The sequence below is a fragment of the Plantactinospora sp. KBS50 genome (assembly GCF_002285795.1).
Classification (GTDB): domain Bacteria; phylum Actinomycetota; class Actinomycetes; order Mycobacteriales; family Micromonosporaceae; genus KBS50.
Window position 1 is genome coordinate 6,212,190 of record NZ_CP022961.1, and the last position, 19,432, is coordinate 6,231,621.

General features: G+C 72.8%; 17 protein-coding genes and 3 pseudogenes. 4 read left to right on the forward strand and 16 right to left on the reverse strand.

The genetic code is table 11. From position 1 onward, the window contains the following. Nucleotides 1–237: 237 nt before the first annotated feature. Entirely contained in the window at nt 238–588 is a 351-nt protein-coding gene (locus CIK06_RS26910) for an Lsr2 family protein (protein ID WP_095567144.1), read from the reverse strand. Nucleotides 589–698: 110 nt separating this feature from the next. Continuing rightward, nucleotides 699–2,153, reverse strand: coding sequence for a lysine--tRNA ligase (lysS, locus tag CIK06_RS26915; RefSeq protein WP_095568170.1), 1,455 nt, complete (start codon nt 2,151–2,153; stop codon nt 699–701). Between the two features lie 146 nt (nt 2,154–2,299). Between lysS and CIK06_RS26920 the strand changes: the two genes are divergently transcribed. Continuing rightward, nucleotides 2,300–3,034 (forward strand): class I SAM-dependent methyltransferase, encoded by a 735-nt coding sequence (locus tag CIK06_RS26920; protein WP_095567145.1) that lies wholly within the window; start codon nt 2,300–2,302, stop codon nt 3,032–3,034. Nucleotides 3,035–3,116: 82 nt separating this feature from the next. On the opposite strand, the pseudogene CIK06_RS26925 reads toward CIK06_RS26920, so the two are convergent. The 7 genes and pseudogenes from CIK06_RS26925 to CIK06_RS26955 form a co-directional block, all read right to left on the reverse strand. Beyond that, nucleotides 3,117–3,874, reverse strand: a pseudogene (locus tag CIK06_RS26925) (type III pantothenate kinase). Nucleotides 3,875–3,877: 3 nt separating this feature from the next. Then, nucleotides 3,878–4,803, reverse strand: a pseudogene (nadC, locus tag CIK06_RS26930) (carboxylating nicotinate-nucleotide diphosphorylase). Nucleotides 4,804–4,826: 23 nt separating this feature from the next. Further along, a complete protein-coding gene (locus tag CIK06_RS26935) occupies nt 4,827–6,476 on the reverse strand; it encodes an L-aspartate oxidase (protein ID WP_369916039.1) in 1,650 nt (549 codons plus the stop codon). Nucleotides 6,477–6,606: 130 nt separating this feature from the next. Then, nucleotides 6,607–7,512, reverse strand: coding sequence for a septum formation family protein (locus CIK06_RS26940; RefSeq protein ID WP_232533890.1), 906 nt, complete (start codon nt 7,510–7,512; stop codon nt 6,607–6,609). Between the two features lie 92 nt (nt 7,513–7,604). Next, nucleotides 7,605–8,036, reverse strand: a complete 432-nt coding sequence (gene panD / locus CIK06_RS26945) for an aspartate 1-decarboxylase (RefSeq protein WP_095567147.1) — start codon at nt 8,034–8,036, stop codon at nt 7,605–7,607. 17 nt (nt 8,037–8,053) lie between these two features. Beyond that, complete coding sequence (gene panC, locus CIK06_RS26950; RefSeq protein ID WP_095567148.1) at nt 8,054–8,917, reverse strand: pantoate--beta-alanine ligase; 864 nt, start codon at nt 8,915–8,917, stop codon at nt 8,054–8,056. After that, nucleotides 8,914–9,876: a Rossmann-like and DUF2520 domain-containing protein gene (locus CIK06_RS26955; RefSeq protein WP_095567149.1), complete on the reverse strand. Its 963-nt coding sequence runs from the start codon at nt 9,874–9,876 to the stop codon at nt 8,914–8,916. Before CIK06_RS26955 ends, panC begins: the two co-directional genes overlap by 4 nt. 194 nt (nt 9,877–10,070) lie before the next feature. On the opposite strand from CIK06_RS26955, the pseudogene CIK06_RS26960 reads away from it, so the two are divergent. Both CIK06_RS26960 and CIK06_RS26965 read left to right on the forward strand, forming a co-directional pair. Next, nucleotides 10,071–11,128, forward strand: a pseudogene (locus CIK06_RS26960) (SAM-dependent methyltransferase). A 142-nt stretch (nt 11,129–11,270) separates the two neighbouring features. Beyond that, on the forward strand, nt 11,271–12,464 hold the full coding sequence (locus CIK06_RS26965; RefSeq protein ID WP_198348026.1) for an NADH-quinone oxidoreductase subunit D: 1,194 nt from the start codon (nt 11,271–11,273) through the stop codon (nt 12,462–12,464). 279 nt (nt 12,465–12,743) lie between these two features. Here CIK06_RS26965 and CIK06_RS26970 read toward each other — a convergent pair whose 3' ends face one another. The 3 genes from CIK06_RS26970 to CIK06_RS26980 form a co-directional block, all read right to left on the reverse strand. Then, complete coding sequence (locus tag CIK06_RS26970) at nt 12,744–13,751, reverse strand: glycine betaine ABC transporter substrate-binding protein (protein WP_095567150.1); 1,008 nt, start codon at nt 13,749–13,751, stop codon at nt 12,744–12,746. Between the two features lie 272 nt (nt 13,752–14,023). Beyond that, nucleotides 14,024–14,770 (reverse strand): ABC transporter permease, encoded by a 747-nt coding sequence (locus tag CIK06_RS26975; RefSeq protein WP_369916040.1) that lies wholly within the window; start codon nt 14,768–14,770, stop codon nt 14,024–14,026. Continuing rightward, nucleotides 14,743–15,432 (reverse strand): ABC transporter permease, encoded by a 690-nt coding sequence (locus tag CIK06_RS26980; protein WP_095567152.1) that lies wholly within the window; start codon nt 15,430–15,432, stop codon nt 14,743–14,745. Before CIK06_RS26980 ends, CIK06_RS26975 begins: the two co-directional genes overlap by 28 nt. A 2-nt stretch (nt 15,433–15,434) precedes the next feature. Here CIK06_RS26980 and CIK06_RS26985 point away from each other — a divergent pair, with 2 nt between their 5' ends. Further along, nucleotides 15,435–16,463: an ABC transporter ATP-binding protein gene (locus tag CIK06_RS26985; protein WP_095567153.1), complete on the forward strand. Its 1,029-nt coding sequence runs from the start codon at nt 15,435–15,437 to the stop codon at nt 16,461–16,463. 112 nt (nt 16,464–16,575) lie between these two features. On the opposite strand, the gene CIK06_RS26990 is transcribed toward CIK06_RS26985, so the two are convergent. The 4 genes from CIK06_RS26990 to CIK06_RS27005 form a co-directional block, all read right to left on the reverse strand. Next, nucleotides 16,576–17,067: a hypothetical protein gene (locus tag CIK06_RS26990; protein ID WP_095567154.1), complete on the reverse strand. Its 492-nt coding sequence runs from the start codon at nt 17,065–17,067 to the stop codon at nt 16,576–16,578. Between the two features lie 69 nt (nt 17,068–17,136). Beyond that, nucleotides 17,137–17,442: a hypothetical protein gene (locus CIK06_RS26995; RefSeq protein WP_095567155.1), complete on the reverse strand. Its 306-nt coding sequence runs from the start codon at nt 17,440–17,442 to the stop codon at nt 17,137–17,139. 24 nt (nt 17,443–17,466) lie between these two features. After that, nucleotides 17,467–18,696: an ABC transporter permease gene (locus tag CIK06_RS27000; RefSeq protein ID WP_232533891.1), complete on the reverse strand. Its 1,230-nt coding sequence runs from the start codon at nt 18,694–18,696 to the stop codon at nt 17,467–17,469. A gap of 236 nt (nt 18,697–18,932) precedes the next feature. Beyond that, nucleotides 18,933–19,397, reverse strand: a complete 465-nt coding sequence (locus CIK06_RS27005) for a DUF3180 domain-containing protein (RefSeq protein ID WP_095567156.1) — start codon at nt 19,395–19,397, stop codon at nt 18,933–18,935. Nucleotides 19,398–19,432 lie beyond the last annotated feature (35 nt).

Consider the following 19,432-nt stretch of genomic DNA (forward strand, 5'->3'; position numbering starts at 1 on the left):
TGGATAAATCATCCACCGGCTGGGGATAACGCGGGCGGCCCCCGGATCGTTCCCCGGCTACCCGGGACCCGCGGCGGCGCAGCCGTGACCGTCGTCACACGTGATCGCACGCCCGTGCTGGCCGCCGGGAACGGCCCGGGTACGCCAAAACGGCGCCGGCGCGGATCGGGAAACATCCCCGTCCGCGCCGACGCCGCACGTCTCGACCGTGGCCCAACCCGCTCCGGGAAGGAGGGCTCAGCGCCCGGCCTTGGCGTGGTACTCGTCAACAATCTCCTGCGGAATCCGGCCACGATCGGAAATCTCGCGGCCTTCCCGCTTGGCCCATGCCCGGATCGCCTTGTTCTGCTCACGGTCCGCGGTGGCACTGCCCCGGCCACGCGCGGCGCGTCCACCGACAACCACGCCCCCGCGGCCAACCTTCGTGCCTGCCGCGAGGTACGGAGCGAACAGGTCGCGCAATTTGCCGGCGTTCTTCTTCGAGAGGTCGATCTCGTACTGAACACCGTCGAGCGAGAACTTGACGGTCTCGTCGGCGTCTCCGCCGTCGAGGTCATCGACCAACTTGTGAATGATCTGCTTGGCCACGGTGCCGTAGTCCTTTCGAGCGGGGTGGCTCCAAACAGGTAAACAATATCCCGGCCGGTACTTGTCTGGTCAATAGGATGGGGAAATCGGGCCTCGAAACCCGCCGGCGACTACTCCGCGCGCACTAAGGGGAACAGGATGGTTTCCCGAATTCCTAGGCCGGTGAGCGCCATGAGGAGCCGGTCGATTCCAAATCCCATGCCCCCGCTGGGCGGCATTCCGTACTCCAACGCCCGCAGGAAGTCCTCGTCCAACTGCATTGCCTCCGCGTCACCGCCGGCCGCCAGCCGCGCCTGGGCGACCAGCCGCTCGCGCTGGACCACGGGGTCGACCAACTCCGAGTACGCCGTGCCGAGTTCGAATCCCAGCACGTAGAGGTCCCATTTCTCGGTCAGGCCGGGCTCCGACCGGTGCGCCCGGGTCAGCGGGCTGGTCTCCTCCGGATAATCCCGGACGAACGTCGGCTCCCGCAGACCCGGCACGACAAGTTCCTCGAACAGCTCCTCGGCGAGCTTGCCCGGACCCCACTTCGGGTCCACGGCCAGACCCACCTTCTCGGCGTACTGAACCAGACGGGGGCGGTCCGTACGGACGGTGACCTCCTCACCGAGCGCATCCGAGAGCGAACCGAACAGCGTCACCGACCGCCACTGGCCACCCAGGTCGAACTCGGTGCCATCGGCGTGCGTCACCACATGCGACCCGGCCACCGCCGTGGCGGCGGCCTGCACCAGTTCCCGGATCAACACGGCCATGGTGTCGTAGTCGCCGTAGGCCTGGTACGCCTCCAGCATCGCGAACTCGGGCGAGTGCGAGGAGTCCACACCCTCGTTGCGGAAGTTGCGGTTGATCTCGAAGACCCGCTCGATGCCACCTACCACGCATCGCTTCAAAAACAGCTCAGGCGCGATTCGAAGATACAGATCCGTGTCCAACGCATTGCTGTGTGTCACGAAAGGCCGGGCGGTGGCCCCGCCCTGGATCAACTGCAACATCGGCGTTTCCACCTCAAGGAACCCGCGCTCGTGCAAGGAATCCCGCAGGCTCCGTACTACCGCGGCCCGGGTACGGACGGTCTCCCGGGCCGCCGGGCGCATGATGAGATCCACATAACGCTGCCGAACGCGCGTCTCCTCGCTCATCGGCTTGTGCGCCACCGGAAGCGGACGCAACGCCTTCGCCGTGAGTGTCCAGGATTGCGCCAGCACCGACAATTCACCCCGACGGCTGGTGATCACCTCACCGGTAACCCCGACATGATCACCGAGGTCAACCTGACGCTTCCAATCCTCCAGCCGCTCGGCGCCCACCCCGTTGAGCGAGATCATTGCCTGCAGTTCCGTACCGTCGCCGTCGCGCAACGTGGCGAAGCACAGCTTTCCGGTGTTCCGCAGGAAGATGATCCGACCGGTTACCGCCGCCGTGTCCCCACTCGCCGTGTCGGTCGGCAGCTCCGCGTAACGCGCACGGATCTCGGCGAGAGTCGCGGTACGCGGGAAACCGACCGGATATGGCTCGATGCCGTGGGCCAGCAGCCGGTCCCGCTTCTCCCGACGGATCCGCATCTGCTCCGGAAGGTCGTCGGCTGGCTCGGCAGCTGCGGGGATGTGCTCGGTCACGGCATGCTTCCTCGGGATTCGCGGATTGGCAGGGACAGGCACCGAGCGTACTGGGATGCCTGTGGCGGGGGCGCGCGGATAACCTGTCGGGCGTGACCGAACAGGCCCTCTCCTTCGGCGCCGCGGCGACCGAGTACGACCGGTTCCGCCCGCCCTATCCGGCCGACGCCGTGCGGTGGGCATTGGCGGGCTGCGCCGCCGGCTCGCGGGTGGTGGATCTCGGCGCGGGGACCGGCATCCTCAGCCGGGCCGTCCTGGCCATCGGTCACCGGGTAACCCCGGTCGAACCCGATCCGGGCATGCGGACCCGGCTGGCCGCCGCCACCCCGGGAACGACGCCGCTGGCCGGCACGGCGGAGGACGTACCGCTGCCGGACGAATCGGCGGACGCGGTGCTGGCCGGGCAGGCGTACCACTGGTTCGACCGGGAGCGCGCGCACCGCGAGATCGCCCGGGTGCTGCGCCGGGGCGGGACGTTCGCGCCGATCTGGAACACCCGCGACGAGCGGATCCCGTGGCTGGCCGAACTGGGCCGGGTCATGGGGTCACGCAACGGCACCGGGGATCTGGTCGAGAAGATCACCGACTTCGGGTCGGACTTCGGGCCGGTGGAGTTGGCCCAGTTCACCCACTCGACCACGCTGCGACCGCAGGAGGTGGTCGGGATGGCGCACACCCGGTCGTCCTGGTTGACCGCCGGGCCGGATGAGCGGGCCGGGATCGATCGGGACCTGCACACCCTGCTCACCACCCACCCGGACCTCGCCGGGCGGGCAACGATCGAGCTGCCGTACCGGACGCTGGTCTTCCGATCCACCCGGCGCTGACCCGGCGCGAGGCAGCCGGACGACCGCGCAAGAAGCCGTGCCGACGACCGTGCCGGTCAGACGTTCCGGTCAGACGTTCCGGTCAGACGTTCCGGTCGTAGACCATCCGCAGGCCGATCAGCGTGATCATCGGCTCGTGGTGGGTGATGGTCCGGCACTCGCCGATCACCAGCGACGCCAGCCCGCCCGTCGCGATCACCGCCCGGACACCCCCCAGCTCGTCGCTCATCCGCTCGACGATCCGGTCCACCTGGCCCGCGAAGCCGAAGTACATGCCGGACTGGAGGCACTCCACGGTGTTCTTGCCGATCACCGACTTCGGCCGGGTCGCCTCCACCTTGCGCAACTGGGCCGCCCGGGCCGCCAGCGCGTCGAACGAGATCTCGATGCCCGGCGCGAAGGCGCCGCCGAGGAACTCCCCCGCCCGCTGATCACGTCGAAGTTCGTGGTGGTGCCGAAGTCGACAACGATCGACGGCCCGCCGAACAGGGTGTAGGCGGCCAGCGTGTTCACCACCCGGTCCGAGCCCACCTCCTTCGGGTTGTCGATCGCCAACTGGACACCGGTCCGCACCCCCGGTTCGACCACCACGTGCGGGATGTCCGGGTAGTACCGGCCCAGCATCGTGCGCAGCGAGCGCAACACCGCGGGAACCGTCGAACAGGCCGCCACCCCGGTGATCTCCACGGCATCCCCGGCGAGCAGGCCGCGGAACATCAGCCCCAGCTCGTCGGCGGTGGACCGGGCGTCGGTCTTGATCCGCCAGGAGTGCACCAGCTTGTCGCCGTCGAAGGTGGCCAGCACCGTGTTGGTGTTCCCGATGTCGATGCACAGCAGCATGCGTCAGCTCCCGGCCCCGGTAGTGCGGTCGTTCCCGGTCCCGCCCGGCACGCGCAGGTCGAGCGCGATGTCCAGGATCGGCGAGGAGTGGGTCAGCCCGCCGACCGACAGGTAGTCGACCCCTGTCGCCGCGTACTTGGCGACCCGGTCCAGGGTGAGCCCACCGGTCGCCTCCAGCTCGGCCCGTCCGCCCACCGCCAGCACCACCTCGGTCAGTTCCTCCGGGTCATGTTGTCGCACAGCAGGAAGTCCGCGCCAGCCTCCACCGCCTCCACCGCCTCGGCCGTGCTGGTCACCTCGACCTGGACGGGGACCTGCGGGAACGCCGCCCGGACCAGACGGTACGCCGCGGCCACCCCGCCGGCGGCGAGCTTGTGGTTGTCCTTGATCATGGCGACGTCGTACAGGCCCATCCGCTTGTTCGTGCCGCCGCCGACCCGCACCGCGTACTTCTCCAGGATCCGCAGCCCGGGGGTGGTCTTGCGGGTGTCCAGCACGGTCGCGCCGCTGCCGGCCAGTTCGTCGGCCCAGGCCCGGGTGTGTGTCGCCACACCGGACATCCGGCAGAGCAGGTTGAGCGCGGTCCGCTCGGCCGTGAGCAGGGTGCGGACCGGGCCGGTCACCTCGGCGAGCACGTCGCCCCGGGCCACCCGGTCGCCGTCGGCGACCCGGGCGTCCAGCCGCACCGGCCCGCCGGCCGCGCCGGCCAGCTCGAACACCGCGGCGGCCACCGACAGGCCGGCCACGACGCCGCCGGCCCGGGCCACCACCTCGGCCGTACCCGCCAGCTCCGCGGGGATCGTCGCCACGCTCGTCACGTCGAGGCCGTCCGGCCCGAGGTCCTCGGACAGCGCGGTACGGATGATCCGCTCGACCGCCGCCGGGTCGAGTCCCTGCGCCGACAGCGTCTGCCGGACCTGCTCCCCCATCCCGACCCCCTCATCCCGCTCGCTCATGCCAACCCTTCCCAGGCGTGTCGGAGGGTCCCGTCCCGCATGGCGCCCACCAGATGCCCGCGCCAGCCGTCCACGGCCGCCGGGTGATCCTCCCGCCAGTGGCAGCCCCGGGTCTCCTGCCGGGCGTACGCCGCCCCGGCCACCGCGCAGGCGACCGTGAGCAGGTTCGTCGCCTCCCAGCTCGCGGTCCGCGGGGTCGCCCGGGTGGCCCCGAGTTCGGTGAGTTCGCCGCCGGTGGCCCGCAGCGTCCCGGCCGAGCGGAGCACGCCGGAGCCACGGCTCATCGCGCGGGCCAGTCGGGGCCGGATCCCGGCGTCCACCACCCAGCCGGCCCCGCCGCGCCACGCGCCGGCCGGCGCCGGCTCGGTCCGCGGGGGCAGCCCGTGGGCGATGTCCTCGGCGATCCGCCGGGCGAACACCAGGCCCTCCAGCAGCGAATTGCTGGCCAGCCGGTTCGCGCCGTGCACGCCGGTGCAGGCCACCTCGCCGCAGGCGTACAGGCCGGGAAGCGAGGTCCGGCCGTGCAGGTCGGTACGGACGCCCCCGGAGGCGTAGTGCGCGGCCGGGGAGACCGGGATCAGCTCGGTGGCCGGGTCGATGCCGGCCGCGTGGCATGACGCCACGATGGTGGGGAACCGGTTGGCCAGGAACTCCCCGCCCAGGTGCCGGGCGTCCAGGTAGACGTGGTCGGCACCGCTGGCCAGCAACACCCGGTGGATGGCCTTGGCCACCACGTCCCGCGGCGCCAGCTCGGCCAACTCGTGCTGGCCGACCATGAACCGCTTGCCGTCGCCGTCGACCAGGTGGGCGCCCTCCCCCCGAAGCGCCTCGGACACCAGCGGCTGCTGGGCCGACCGGGCCGGATCCCCGGCGCCGGCGCCCACCACCAGCGCGGTGGGATGGAACTGCACGAACTCCAGGTCGGTCACGGCGGCGCCGGCCCGCAGCGCGAGCGCCACCCCGTCGCCGGTCGAGACCACCGGGTTCGTGGTGGCCGCGAAGACCTGGCCCATCCCGCCGGTGGCCAGCACCACCGCGCGGCCGAGCACCGCGCCCACCCCGTCCTCGCTGCCCTCACCCAGCACGTGCAGGGTGACCCCGCACGCCCGGCCGGCGGCGTCGGTCAGCAGGTCGAGCACGAGCGCGTGCTCCACCAGCCGGATCCACGGGTCCCGGGTCACCGCCTGGTGCAACGCGCGCTGCACCTCGGCCCCGGTGGCGTCGCCGCCCGCGTGCACGATGCGGTCCGCGTGGTGTCCGCCCTCCCGGGTGAGCATGAACGAGCCGTCCGGATTGCGGTCGAACTGCGCGCCGATCCGGATCAGCTCGCGCAACTGGGTCGGGCCCTCCTCGACCAGGACCCGGACCGCGGCCGGGTCGCAGAGCCCGACGCCGGCGATCTCGGTGTCCGCGGCGTGCGCGGCCGGGGTGTCCAGCGGGTCCAGCACGGCCGCGATCCCGCCCTGCGCCCACCGGGTCGACCCGTCGTCGATGTTGACCTTCGTCACCACCGTCACGTGCAGTCCGGCGGCCCGCAGGTGCAGGGCGGCGGTCAACCCGGCGATGCCGGAGCCGACCACCACCACGTCGGTGGTCTCCACCCAACCCGGTGGGGCGGCCGCCAACAGGGTCGGCAGCTCTGGCATACCGAGACTGGCCAGTCGCATGGTCACAGTCAACCGCGTCACGCTGGGTGTCCGCCGGCCGGGGCCGGGATTGTGTGCCACGACGCTGGCGTCCCGCCGGTCACCGCCGCCACTTCCGGCGACGGCCGGCTCAGCGGTACTGGATGGGCAGCCCGGCGGTGCCGGCGTCCTTGAGCGACCGGTCCAGGTCCCGGTTGCGCATCCACAGGTAGCACCGCACGCCGTGGTTGCCGGCCTGCCAGTCCGGGCGCGGCGCCGGCAGGGTCAGCACGCCGGTACGGTACTGCAGCATGCCGTCGACCGGCACGCCGACGTAGCGCCCCACCGCCGCCCGGCACCCGCCGTAGAACGGCAGCCAGTCGCGGTCCTTGGCCGGGAACGAGGCGGCCGGCGACGACCAGACCCCCACGTACTCGGCGTTGTGCTTGGCCTTGCAGTCGGTCGGCTTGACCGCGAACACGCCACCCTGGGCGTCGAGTTGCACGACGAAACAGCGAAGCAGCAGCGGAGAGTCGCCGGTGAGGGCACCCTTCAGGCTCGCCGTACGGGTCACCGGCTCGCCCTCCTCGTCCGAGATCTCGCTGACCTCGACCAGGTCGCAGCGGTACCACCGGGCACCGCTGCCCCAGGCGGGTGCGGACGGGATGGCCACGCCCAGCCAGAGCCGAGCGGACCGCCACTGCGCGCCGACGTAGTCGCTCGCCTTGCCGTCGCAGGCGTTGAACGCCGACCGCAGATCGGCCGAGCCCTGCGCCGGCGGCTTGGCCCGGTCGGCGACCGCGCCCGTGAAGGTGCCCACGTGGACGGTCTCGAAGCGATGGCTGCTCGTGCAGTCGACCGGGGTGAACGAGGAGACGTATGCGGTCTCGGCGAAGTCGTCCGGGTAGCAGACCCCGGCGGGCGGCACGAACGCCTCCGGCTCGCCCATCGGCTTCCAGTCGTCCAGCAGGTCACCGTCGAGGCCCGCCGGAGCACCACAGCCGGCCAGGACCAGCCCGGCCAGCAGGGCCGACACGCCAACCATCAAACGACGCATCGCGTCCCTCCCCGGGGGCCGAGCGGGTACTGCGCTACTGAGCCTACGGTAACCGCTCACGCACCCGCTGACACCGGTGGGCCGGCCGCGACTCAGCGGCTGGCGCCCGCCACGAGATCACCGCGGACCGGGTCGCCGACCATTCCGGGCACCGCCCCGGCCGGGTCGGCGTCGAGCTGGATTATCCGGTTGCGCGCGTCCACGTGCACGATCCGGGGCCGGTAGCGGCGGGCCGTCGCATCGTCCATCTGCCCGTACGAGATGAGGATGACCAGGTCACCCGGGTGCACCAGGTGCGCCGCCGCACCGTTGATGCCGATCACCCCGCTGCCCCGCTGGCCGGGGATCACGTACGTCTCCAGCCGGGCGCCGTTGGTGATGTCCACGATCGCCACCTGCTCGCCGGGGAGCAGGTCGGCGGCGTCGAGCAGATCCTCGTCCACCGTCACCGATCCGACATAGTGCAGGTCGGCCTGGGTCACCGTGGCGCGGTGGATCTTCGACTTGAGCATCGTACGGAACATCGCTGGTCCCTTCCGGATCAAGGGTTGACCGGGCCGTCGGGCCCGGCGAGGTGGATCGGCATGTTGTCGATGAGCCGGGTCCGGCCCACCCAGGCGGCCACGAGCAGCCGGGCCGGACCGGGCGGCGGACCCGGCTCCAGGTCGGGGTCGGTCAGCACCAGGTAGTCCAACCGGGCGTCCGGGCCGGTCTCGGCGAACACCCGGTGCGCGGTGGCCAGCACGGCCTCGTTGTCCAGTCCGCCGGCCGCGGCCGCGGCACCGGCGCGCAGCGCCGCGGACAGCGCCAGCGCGGTGCGCCGCTCCGGCGCCGACAGGTAGCGGTTCCGGCTGGACATCGCCAGACCGTCCGGCTCCCGCACCGTGGGCACGCCGACTATCCGGACCGGGACGTCCAGGTCGCGCGCCATCCGGCGGACCAGGGTCAGCTGCTGGTAGTCCTTCTCGCCGAAGAACGCCAGGTCCGGGCGGACCAGGTTGAGCAGCTTCAGCACCACCGTGAGCACCCCGTGGAAGAAGCCCCGGCGGGTGGCGCCCTCCAGCTCCTCGCCCAGCGTCCCGGGCAGCACCCGCACCGCCGGCTGGCCGCCCGGATACATCTCCGTCACGCTGGGCGCGAAGACCAGGTCGGCGCCGGCCCGCCGGCAGACCTCCAGGTCCGCGTCCAGGGTCCGGGGGTACCGGTCGAAGTCCTCGTTCGGGCCGAACTGCAGCGGGTTGACGAAGACGGTCACGATCAGGTGGTCGGCCTGCTGCCGGGCGGTGCGCAGCAACTCCTCGTGCCCCGCGTGCAGGGCGCCCATGGTCATCACCACGGCCACCCGGCCCGGGAGCGAGTCCCGCGCGGCCGCGAGGTCGACGCGGGTGTGCACGGTACGGGTCACGCCACGGTCTCCCGCTGCCGGTCGGCCAGCACCTCCAGCAGCGCCACCGCGTCCACCGGGCGCAGCCGGCCGGCGTCGATGGCCCGGCCGGCGGTCCGCCGGGCCAGCGCCAGGTACGCCGGCACCGACTCGGGGGCGCTGGCCGCCAGCCGGTCCAGGTGCCGGGCCACGGTGCCCGCGTCGCCCCGGGAGACCGGACCGGTCAACGCGGCGTCGCCGAGCCGCAGGGCGTTGTCGAGCGCGGCGCCCAGCAGCGGGGCCAGCACCCGGGCCGGATCGGCCACGCCCGCGTCCCGCAGCCGGTCCACCGCCTCGTTCACGAGCGTGACCAGGTGATTGGCCCCGTGCGCCAGGGCGGCGTGGTACATCGGCCGGTCGTCCTCGGCGATCCACTCGGGCACCCCACCGAGATCGGCGACCAGGCGCGCGGCCAGCGGGCGCAGCCCGTCCGGCGCGGTCACCCCGTACGAGACGCCGGGCAGCCGGGCCAGGTCGTCCGCGGTGCCGGTGAAGGTCATGGCCGGGTGCAGGGCCAGCGGCCGGGCGCCCACGGCGGTCGCCGGGGACAGCACGGCCAGTCCGTGCGCGCCCGAGGTGTGCGCGACGACCTGGCCGCCGTGCAGCGCGCCGGTGCGGGCCAGCCCGCCCACCACCCCGGCCAGCGCGTCGTCCGGCACCGCCAGGATCAGGATGTCCCGGGCCAGCCGGGCGACCTCGTCGGCGGGGCGGTTGGCGGCCGCGGGCAGCAACTCGGTGATCCGGCGCCGGGCGGCGGCCGACACGCCCGCGGCGGCGACCACCCGGTGTCCGGCGGCGGCCAGTGCGGAGCCGAGCACGGCACCTACCCGACCCGCGCCGATCACCCCGATCGTGCGGGGCGAACCCGGCGGGCGTGGGGATACGGCGGAGGCGGCGGGCTCGCGCGGGGCGGCCGGCCGCGGGCGCGGCGATGCGCTCATGGCGATGATCCAGTCCTCGTAAAATGTGGTACCGGTCGATCGCAAGTATGCGCTGGGCTCCGGAAGCCGCCCCAGCAATTGTGAAAACCTTCACCAACCGGGGCCGGGTGCACGGAAGTGGCCTCTTTTATCGCTTTTTGGAGAGGAAGCGCCCTTTGTTGACGCCGCAGGCCGGCCGCGGCTGGCGGGACGCGATGGCCACCGCCCTGTACGGGACCGACGGCTTCTTCGTGGCCGGTCCCGGACCGGCGGCGCACTTCCGGACCAGCGCCCAGGCTCCGGCGTTCGCCGCCGCCCTGGGGGTGCTGCTGGCCCGGGTCGACGCCGCGCTCGGCCATCCCGACCCGCTCGACGTGGTGGACGTGGGCGCGGGTCGCGGCGAACTGCTCCGGGCGATCGCCCCGACCGCCACCACCACCGCCGTGGGGGCGCCACTACCGCTGTGGGGGGCGCCGGCACCGCGCCGGTTCCGCTGACCCAGCGGGTACGGCTCACCGCGGTCGAGCGGGCGCCCCGGCCCGCCGACCTGCCCCCGTCGATCGGCTGGGTCGACGCGATTCCGGCCGGGATCACCGGTCTGCTGCTCGGCACCGAGTGGCTGGACAACGTACCGCTGGAGGTGGCCGTTCCCACCGCCGACGGCTGGCGCTACCTGCTGGTGGATCCCGCCACCGGCGCCGAGTCCGAGGGTGGGCCGGTCGGGTCCGCCGACCGGGCCTGGCTGCGCCGGTGGTGGCCGGCCGGCGGGGCGTCCGGCCGGACGGACGCCCGGGCCGGCGGGCGGGCCGAGATCGGCCGGACCCGGGACGACGCCTGGGCCGCCGCGGTGGCCCGGATGGACCGCGGGCTGGCCCTGGCGGTGGACTACGGACACCTGCGGTCGCAGCGGCCGCCCGGCGGGACGCTTACCGGATTCCGCGCCGGCCGCCAGGTGCCGCCGGTACCGGACGGCTCCTGCGACCTCACCGCCCACGTCGCGATCGACTCGGTCGCCGCCGCCGGTGCCGCGGTGGCGCACCGGCCGTACGTCCTGTCCCGGCAGCGGGAGGCGCTGCGGGCACTCGGTGTCGGCGGACGGCGACCACCGCTCGGCCTGGCCGCGACCGATCCCGCGGGGTACGTCCGGGCACTGGCCGCCGCGAGCGAGGGCGCCGAGCTGACCGACCCGCACGGCCTGGGCGGCCATCTCTGGCTGCTCCAACCGGTCGGGCTCGACCCGCTGCCGCTGCTGGCCGGGTTTCCCGACCGGTGACCGGCCCGCAGCGGACCCGACGGGCATGGGTTCCCCGGCCGGCCGGCGTCCCGGTTGCCGGTTACGGGCTGCGGGTTACGGGAAGCGGTGAGTCGCGGGCGGCGGCTTGCGGGCGGTGAGTCGCGGCGGCCGGCGTGGCACGATGGCGGTCATGACCTCCGATGCCGGCCCGAGGCGCGAGTTGACCGTCGGCACCGGTGCCGGGCTGCTCACCGACGCCGCTGGCGACGAACGGCAGCTCGGCGCCGACATGGTGCTGAACATCGGCCCGCAGCACCCGTCCACCCACGGGGTGCTGCGACTCAAGCTGGTGCTCGACGGCGAACGCGTGGTCTCCTGCGAGCCGATCGTCGGCTACATGCACCGGGGCGCCGAGAAGCTGTTCGAGGTGCGCGACTACCGGCAGATCATCATGCTGGCCAACCGGCACGACTGGCTGTCGGCCTTCGCCAACGAGCTGGGCGTGGCGCTGGCCGTGGAGCGGCTGATGGGCATCGAGGTGCCGGAGCGCGCGGTGTGGCTGCGCACCGCGCTGGCCGAACTCAACCGGGTGCTGAACCACCTGATGTTCCTCGGCTCGTACCCGCTGGAGATCGGCGCCATCACGCCGGTCTTCTACTCGTTCCGGGAACGCGAGACCATCCAGGCCGTCATGGAGGAGGTCTCCGGCGGTCGGATCCACTACATGTTCAACCGGGTCGGCGGGCTCAAGGAGGAGGTACCGGCCGGCTGGACCGGCCGGGCCCGCGCGGCCGTCGACCAGGTACGCCGCCGGATGCCCGACCTGGACCGGCTGATCCGGCGGAACGAGATCTTCCTGGCCCGTACGGTCGGGGTGGGTGTCCTTCCCGCCGCCACCGCGGCCGCGTTCGGCGCCTCCGGGCCGGTGGCCCGGGCCTCCGGCCTCGACCTGGACCTGCGCCGGGACGAGCCGTACCTGGCGTACGGCGCGCTGGACGTGCCGGTGGTGACCAAGACGGCCGGCGACTGCCACGCCCGGTTCGAGGTGCTGCTGGATCAGGTGTACGTCTCCCTGGACCTCGCGCAGCGGTGCCTCGACGAGGTCGACCGGCTCACCGGCCCGGTCAACGTGCGGCTGCCCAAGGTGGTGCGGGCCCCCGAGGGGCACACGTACGCCTGGACCGAGAACCCGCTCGGGATCAACGGCTACTACCTGGTGTCCCGGGGTGAGAAGACGCCCTGGCGGATGAAGCTGCGCACCGCCTCGTACGCGAACGTCCAGGCGCTGTCCACGCTGCTGCCCGGCTGCCTGGTGCCGGACCTCATCGCGATCCTCGGCTCGATGTTCTTCGTCGTCGGCGACATCGACAAATAACCCCCGGCCCACCCGAGCCACGCCCGGGGTCCGCACGCCCCGCCACGCGGGGTCGGCACCCGCCCAGCCTGCCCCAACCCAGCCAGAACGCGGGGTCCGCCCGGCCGGCGCCGGCTTGGCCAAGCGTGGGTCCGCCGGCCCCGCCCACGACGGGATCAAGCCTGACCGCCCAGAGTGGGCGGGCCCGGCGGACCCACCCACCCCGCGGCGCACCCGGCGGACCCGCGCACGCCGCGCAGGGCCAGCAGACCGCGGGGCGGGCGGACGCCAGCTCAAACCTCAGCCGGCCGCGAGCGACCCGTCCGAGGAGAAGACCAGCCCGACGCTCGCGGCACCGGTCTTCAGCGCCGACTTGGTCTGCGGGCCGCCGGCGTCCAGCGAGCTGAACGAGCCGGCCTTGAAGTCGTAGACCTCGACCAGCCCGGCCTGGCACTTCGGCCGCTGCGGGCACTCCGGCGGGCCGGCCAGCACGGTCGCCGAGCCGGAGCACTTGCTGGCCAGCTCGGAGAGGGTCTTGACGCCGTACTTGTCGGCGAACTCCTTGGTCACCGCGAAGGCGTTCTGGTCCTGCGCCTGGGAGGGCTTGCCGAAGGTCAGGCCGACCTTCTCGCCGGCCGCGGTGAGGCCGCTCACCGTCTGGTCCAGATCGGTCGAGGAGATCGGCGAGGCGCTCGCCCCGCCGGCCTTGCCGGACAGGAAGTCGGCCATCGTGGCCGCGTACTCGGGGACGACCTGGATCTGGTTCTTCTCCAGCGCCGGCTCGTACAGCTCCCGGTTGCCGATCTGCTGCACCTTGACCTCGTAGCCGGCGGCCGTCAGCGCGATCGCGTACAGCTCGCCGAGGATCTGGTTCTCGCTGAAGTTGGCGGCGCCGACCGTGATCTGCCCGCCGGCGCCCTTTTCGATGCCCGCGGTCAGGTTGTTCGCCGCCGCGAACTCCTCGGCCGCGACCTTCGGGGTCTTGCGGTCGATGTCGACGGCCTTGTTGAGCTGGATCAGCTTGTCGGTGTCGAGGGCGTCGGAGACCTTGTCCAGCGCCGCGATCAGCTGCGGGTTGGCCACCTTGCTGTTGATCGCCGGGATGACGTTGTCGGTGTTCTGCAGCTTCTTGTCGTCGTCCAGCACGACGAGCTGGTCGCCGGCCACCGGGGCGCAGCCGGCGCCGGCCGTACCGCCGGTCTGCGGCGCCTGGGTGCCGGAGGACCCGGCACCTCCGCAGCCGCTGAGGATCCCGGCCGCGGCCAGAGCTCCCGCGGCACCCAGGGCGATTCGGTTACGTGAGCGCATGACGCCCGCCTTCCGTGTCCCGGCGCGGCTCCGCGTGCGGGCCGGCCGCGTGTCCGACGGGCGATCCCCTGCTGGCCGCCCGCGACTTACAACCCAACATCTTTCACGTTGGACCGACAAATTGAGGGCGGATGTTGTCACCGGATCGTCATCCGGGCGCACCGTCCCGGTCATCGGGGCCGACGTGGGACGGCCGGCCCGAAACGGGGAGAAAGCACGCTTTTAGCCGGAATGCGTACCTTTTGGTGGGCCGTCGGCGGCCGGTCCGGCGGTCAGCCGCCGGCGGTGGCGGACTGGGCGCGGCGATCGGCGCGGCGCCGGGCGCGCCGCAGCGGCGGCGGCGTGACGAGCCGCTCGACGATGCCGAGCAGCAGTTCCACCAGCAGCGCCAGGGCGGCCACCAGCAGCCCGCCGGCCAGGATCTGGCCGCCGCCCACCGCGATGCTCAGGCCGAAGCCGGCGCTGATGATCTGGCCGAGCCCACCGCCGTTCACGAACGACGCCAGCGCCGCGGTGGCCACCACCTGCACGGCCGCGGTACGGAAACCGGCAGCCAGGTACGGCACCGCGAGCGGCAACTCCACCCGGCGCAGCAGTTGGCCGCCGGACAGACCCATGCCCCGGGCCGCGTCCCGCGCCTCCGGGTCCACCTCCCGCACCCCGGTGTACGCGTTGGCCAGCAGCGGCGGCACGGCGAAGACGGCCAGCGCGATGATCACGGGAGGCCGGCCGAAGCCGAGGAAGGTCAGCGGCAGCAGCGTGAGCAGCGCGATGGTCGGGATCGCCAGGGTCACGTTGGACAGCAGCACCACGAGCCCGCCGCCCCGGCCGGTGTGCCCGAGCCACAGCCCGATGGGCCAGGCCACCAGGCAGCCGAGCGCGACCGCCGCGGCGGACAGGTACAGGTGCTCGCCGAGCCGGTCGAGGATGCCGTCCGGGTTGGTCCAGTTGAGCGGGTCGTTGAGCCAGACCACCGCCTGTTGGATCGGGTTCATCGCACGCTCCGCCGGGTCAGCCACGGGGTGAGGAGCCGGCCGACGCCGGCCAGCAGGAGGTCCAGCACGAGGGCCAGACCCACGCAGAGCAGGGTCCCGGTGAGGATCTCGGCGCGGTAGAAGTTGTTCCGGAAGCCGCCGATGATCAACTGGCCGAGGCCGCCGTGCCCGACCAGGACACCGACGGTCACCAGCGCCACCGTCGACACCGTGGCCAGCCGCAGGCCGGTGAGGATGCCGGGCAGCGCCAGCGGGAGATCTATCCGCACCAACCGGGCGAATCTGCCGTACCCCATCCCCTCGGCCGCGTCGCGCACCTCGGCCGGCACCTGGTTCAGGCCGGCCAGGGTGTTCCGGATGATCAGCAACAGGGCGTAGATGACCAGCCCGATCAGCACGGTGGAGGTGCCGGTGCCCACGTACGGGGCGACGAACGAGAACAGGGCCAGCGAGGGAATCGTGTAGAGCACTCCGGAGAATGCGAGAATCGGCCCGGTGAGGGAGCGGAACCAGTACGCCGCCACGGCGAGCGGGACCGCCACCAGGGCGGCGATCAGCACGGCCTGCCCGGTGAGCGAAGCGTGCTCGCGCAGCGCGGCGAGTATGGTCTCCGAGTTGTCCCGCACGTACTGCCAGGAGAACCACGGATTGCCCGGAGCTTCCTGATAGCTCAAGTGGAAGGACATACGTGGACGTTACCCCGGACGCCGGTGCCACCGCCGACCGCGGATCCCCGCGGCCGGCCGCCGCCCCGATCACCCTGGAGCACATCCGGAAGCGGTACCCGGACGGCACCGAGGCGGTCGGCGACCTGAGCCTGGAGATCAGGTCCGGCGAGCTGATGGTGCTGATCGGCCCCTCCGGCTGCGGCAAGTCCACGGTGCTCCGCATGATCAACCGGTTGATCGAACCGACCTCCGGCCGGATACGGCTCGGCGACGAGGACGTCACGGACGTCGACCCGGTCCAGCTCCGTCGGCGGATGGGGTACGTCATCCAGAACGTCGGCCTCTTCCCGCACCAGACCATCCGGACGAACGTCGGCACGGTACCCCGGCTGCTCGGCTGGCCCTCGACGCGGATCCGCGCCCGCGCCGACGAACTGCTCGAACTGGTCGGGCTCGACCCGGGTACGTTCGGCCGGCGCTACCCGCACGAGCTGTCCGGCGGCCAGCGCCAGCGGGTCGGGGTGGCCCGGGCCCTGGCCGCGGACCCGGTGGTGCTGCTCATGGACGAGCCGTTCTCGGCGGTCGACCCGATCGCCCGGACCCGGTTGCAGGAGGAGTTCCTCCGGCTACAGGCCGAGGTACGCAAGACGATCGTGCTGGTCACCCACGACCTGGACGAGGCCATCCGGCTCGGCGACCGGATCGCGGTGCTGTCCCAGGGCGGCAGGCTGGAACAGTACGATCCGCCCGCGAAGCTGCTCGGCGAGCCGTCGTCCCCGTTCGTGCGGGAATTCGTCGGCACCGACCGCGGGATCCGGCGACTCGCCGTGACGCCGGTGACCCGGGAACTCCTCGACCCGGTCGAGGGCACCGACGCGGCGAAGCTGCCGGCCGTGCAGCTCGGCACGTCGCTCTACGACGCGCTGGCGGCCCTGCTGGTGGCCAACGCCGACCACGCGAGGGTGCTCCACCAGGGACAGCCGGTCGGCCTGCTGAGCCGGCACCGCGTACTGAGCATCGACTATCCGGCCGAGACCGGCCAGGTGTGACGCCGGTGCGGCCGGCCTCCCCGGCGGGGAAGGCCGGCCGCGCGGCCGTCCGGTCCGCGGCACGGCCACCGCGGCTGCCGGGACGCCCGGACCGGGCGGCCGGCACGGCGGCTCAACGACGACCGCGATAGCCGCCCAGCGTGGCGATGCCGATGATCCAGCCGGTGAACAGGCCGTACCGCGCGCCGTCACCGGCGGCCTGCAGGGCACCGAGCAACGACGGATTGGACTTGATCAACGCGGTGATCAGCGCCGCGAAGGCGCCCGCGAAGATGTACGCCCCCCAGCCCGCGAAGAACTGGCTGAGCGTTCCCCGCGCCCGGGCCAACTGGGAGCCCGGGAGCAGGAACAGGAACAGTGCGGTCAGTGCGACCACCAGGATCGCCTTGAGATCGGCGGCGAAGACGTCCTGGATGGAGTCGGACGAGTCGAATCGCCAGGCCGGCCAGGCCAGCAGTTGCAGGAACCAGCCGCCGGCGGTCTTGGGGTTCGTGTTGTCCCGGGCCCAGTCGGCGTACCACGGACTGCCGAAGACCAGGACCAGAATGAGCGCGGCGAGCGTACCCGCGCCCGGCGCAGACTTGTACCGGTTGGTGAGAGCCATGGCGCGGTAATTCCCTGCGCCCGCCCGACAGCAAACCTGGCGAGCGACTTCGGTGGATGTCCGGCGGTCCTAGTGTTTCAACAGGTAGTCGATGAAGGCCGCGCGCAGCAGCGGCGCCGCCTCCTCGTACCCGTGCCCGGTCAGCTCCCGCCACAGCGCCACCGCCTCGTCCACGGTGGGTCCGACCGAGTTCGGCGAACCGTCAAGTGCCTCCGCCTCGTCGGCGTTCGGCAGGTGCCGCAGCACCGACCAGAAGAAGCGGATGTCCCGGTGCTCCCGGGCCACGCTGAAGGCCCGCTCCCGCAACTCCTCCGTGGACAGCGCGTCAAGCTGCGCGAAGTCGGTGGCCGGCCGGCCCGATGGCGTCTCCGTCATGCCTGGAGACTAGCGGCGCGGCCCTCACCGATTGGTGGAACCCCACCGGTCGGCGTCCCAGGGGTCGGGGCGGGTCTCGGCCGGCTGCGCCGGCAGGGTGGCCGACCACGAGTCGGACCGCTCGGTCGAGGCCGACCAGTCGTTGTCCGGGTCCGTCGCCCACTCGCCGCTGTCGCCGGTACCGGTTGCCCGCGGCCGGCCGAACGCCTCCACCAGGCGGGTCACCACCAGGCCACCGGCGAGCGTGATGGCCGCCGTCGCGGCCAGCGCGATGTTCCAACCCTGCAGGCCCGAATAGCGCAGGAACAGGGTCACCGCCAACACCGAGAGCAACGTTCCGAACACCCCGCCGCGCCGGCCGTACGCGCTGGTCCCGCCGAGCATGGCGGCGCCGATCGCCAGCCCGGTCCAGTCCAGGCCGGTCGTCGGGCGCACCTCGCTGGCCCCGTTGGCCGCGAACAGCACGCCGGCCGCGGTCGCCAGCACCATCGAGGCCACGAGCGCCGCCGCGGCCACGACGCCGCCGGCCACACCGCGGCGCCGCGCCGGGTCGGCCACCGGGCGGAACCGACCCACCATCCGGCGGATCGACCGGATCGACCCGAACATTCCGGCCAGCACGGCCAGCACGGCAAACCCGCCGAACAGGTAGCTGGCGGTACGCGTCGGGTCGTACCCGCCCTGCACCGGGACCGGTCCGGAGCGCTGCTGGATGAAGACCATCACGCCCAGCGCCGCGGCGAGGCTCGCCGCCCAGCTCGGAACGTGGAATCCCACCACCAGCACCGCGATCGCCAGCCCCATGGCGGCGGCCACGAGCACCGCGGGGATCATGGCGGTCACGACGCCCTGGTCGCCGTTCTCGGCGAAGTACAGGCCGGCCGCCACCACCACCGGCCCGAGCGCGAGGTTGGGCACGGCGGCCCGCAGCGTCACCCCGGCCCCGAGCGTGAGCAGACCCAGCGCGGACGCCGAGACCAGCAGCGTGCGCAGACCGTGTCCACGAAGCGTCGCCGGGTCGTCGCGGTAGAGCAGGTAGCCGAGCACGACCGCCGCGACCAGCAGCAGGATCTCGCACAGCACGTGTATGCCGATCCGGTCCCGACCCGGCTCGCCGTGCGCCGGGTCGTCGAAGACGTCGTCGAGCGCGGGAGCCGGCGCGCGATGCGAGCGGGTCGTCCCGCCGTCGGCTTCGCCGTACACGTCGGTGCCGTCGAACTCCCGCCGCCGATAGGTCGGCTCGTCGTACGTCATGGGGTGCGCCTCCCGGATCGTCCGCCCGGCCGACCGGGCCACGGCCAGCGTGCCCGGAACCGGTGGGTGACCGTCCGGTCCGATCTCGGACCCGATCCCGGTCGCCAGGCACCGTACCTGGACACCGGGTCGGGCGTAACCCCCCGGCCAACCGGCGTCGTCGACCGCCGGCCCGTTCCCGGCTCACGGCCCTGTCCGGCCGGCCGAATGCCTGCGCTGGGTGGCCAAACGGTCGCTCAGCGGCGACCTTCGTCGTCCTGCTCGTCGTCGTCGCGTTCCGGCACCCGGCAGGAGCGCTCCAGCCAGAGCGCGGCGGCGATCAGCGCGAGCGACGCCACCAGGCCGGCGACGGCCGCCGGCAGGTCATCGGACGCGGCCCGGGTGCGTTCCACCGCCAGCCATCCGGTCAGCCCCGCCCAGAACCCGGCGAAGATGGCGCCCACCAGCGACGACGCCTTGGCCAGCACGGCGTACCGGGCCACCGTGAGCGGTTCGACCGGTTCGCGCCCGGGACGGCGCTCGATGCGGGCCCGGGTGGTGATCGCCGCGTACGCCTCCAGCACGGCCAGACCGGCGAGGGTCACGGCCGGCAGCCAGGGCAGCGCCGGGATGTCGGCGTAGAAGGCGCTGATCAGCAGCCAGGCCAGGGCCGCCGCCACCAGGGCGGCCACCACCAGGCTCGCCGGCCTCGTGGGTCCCATGCTGGGGCTCGGCGTCGGCTGCCGGGGCGGGGAGG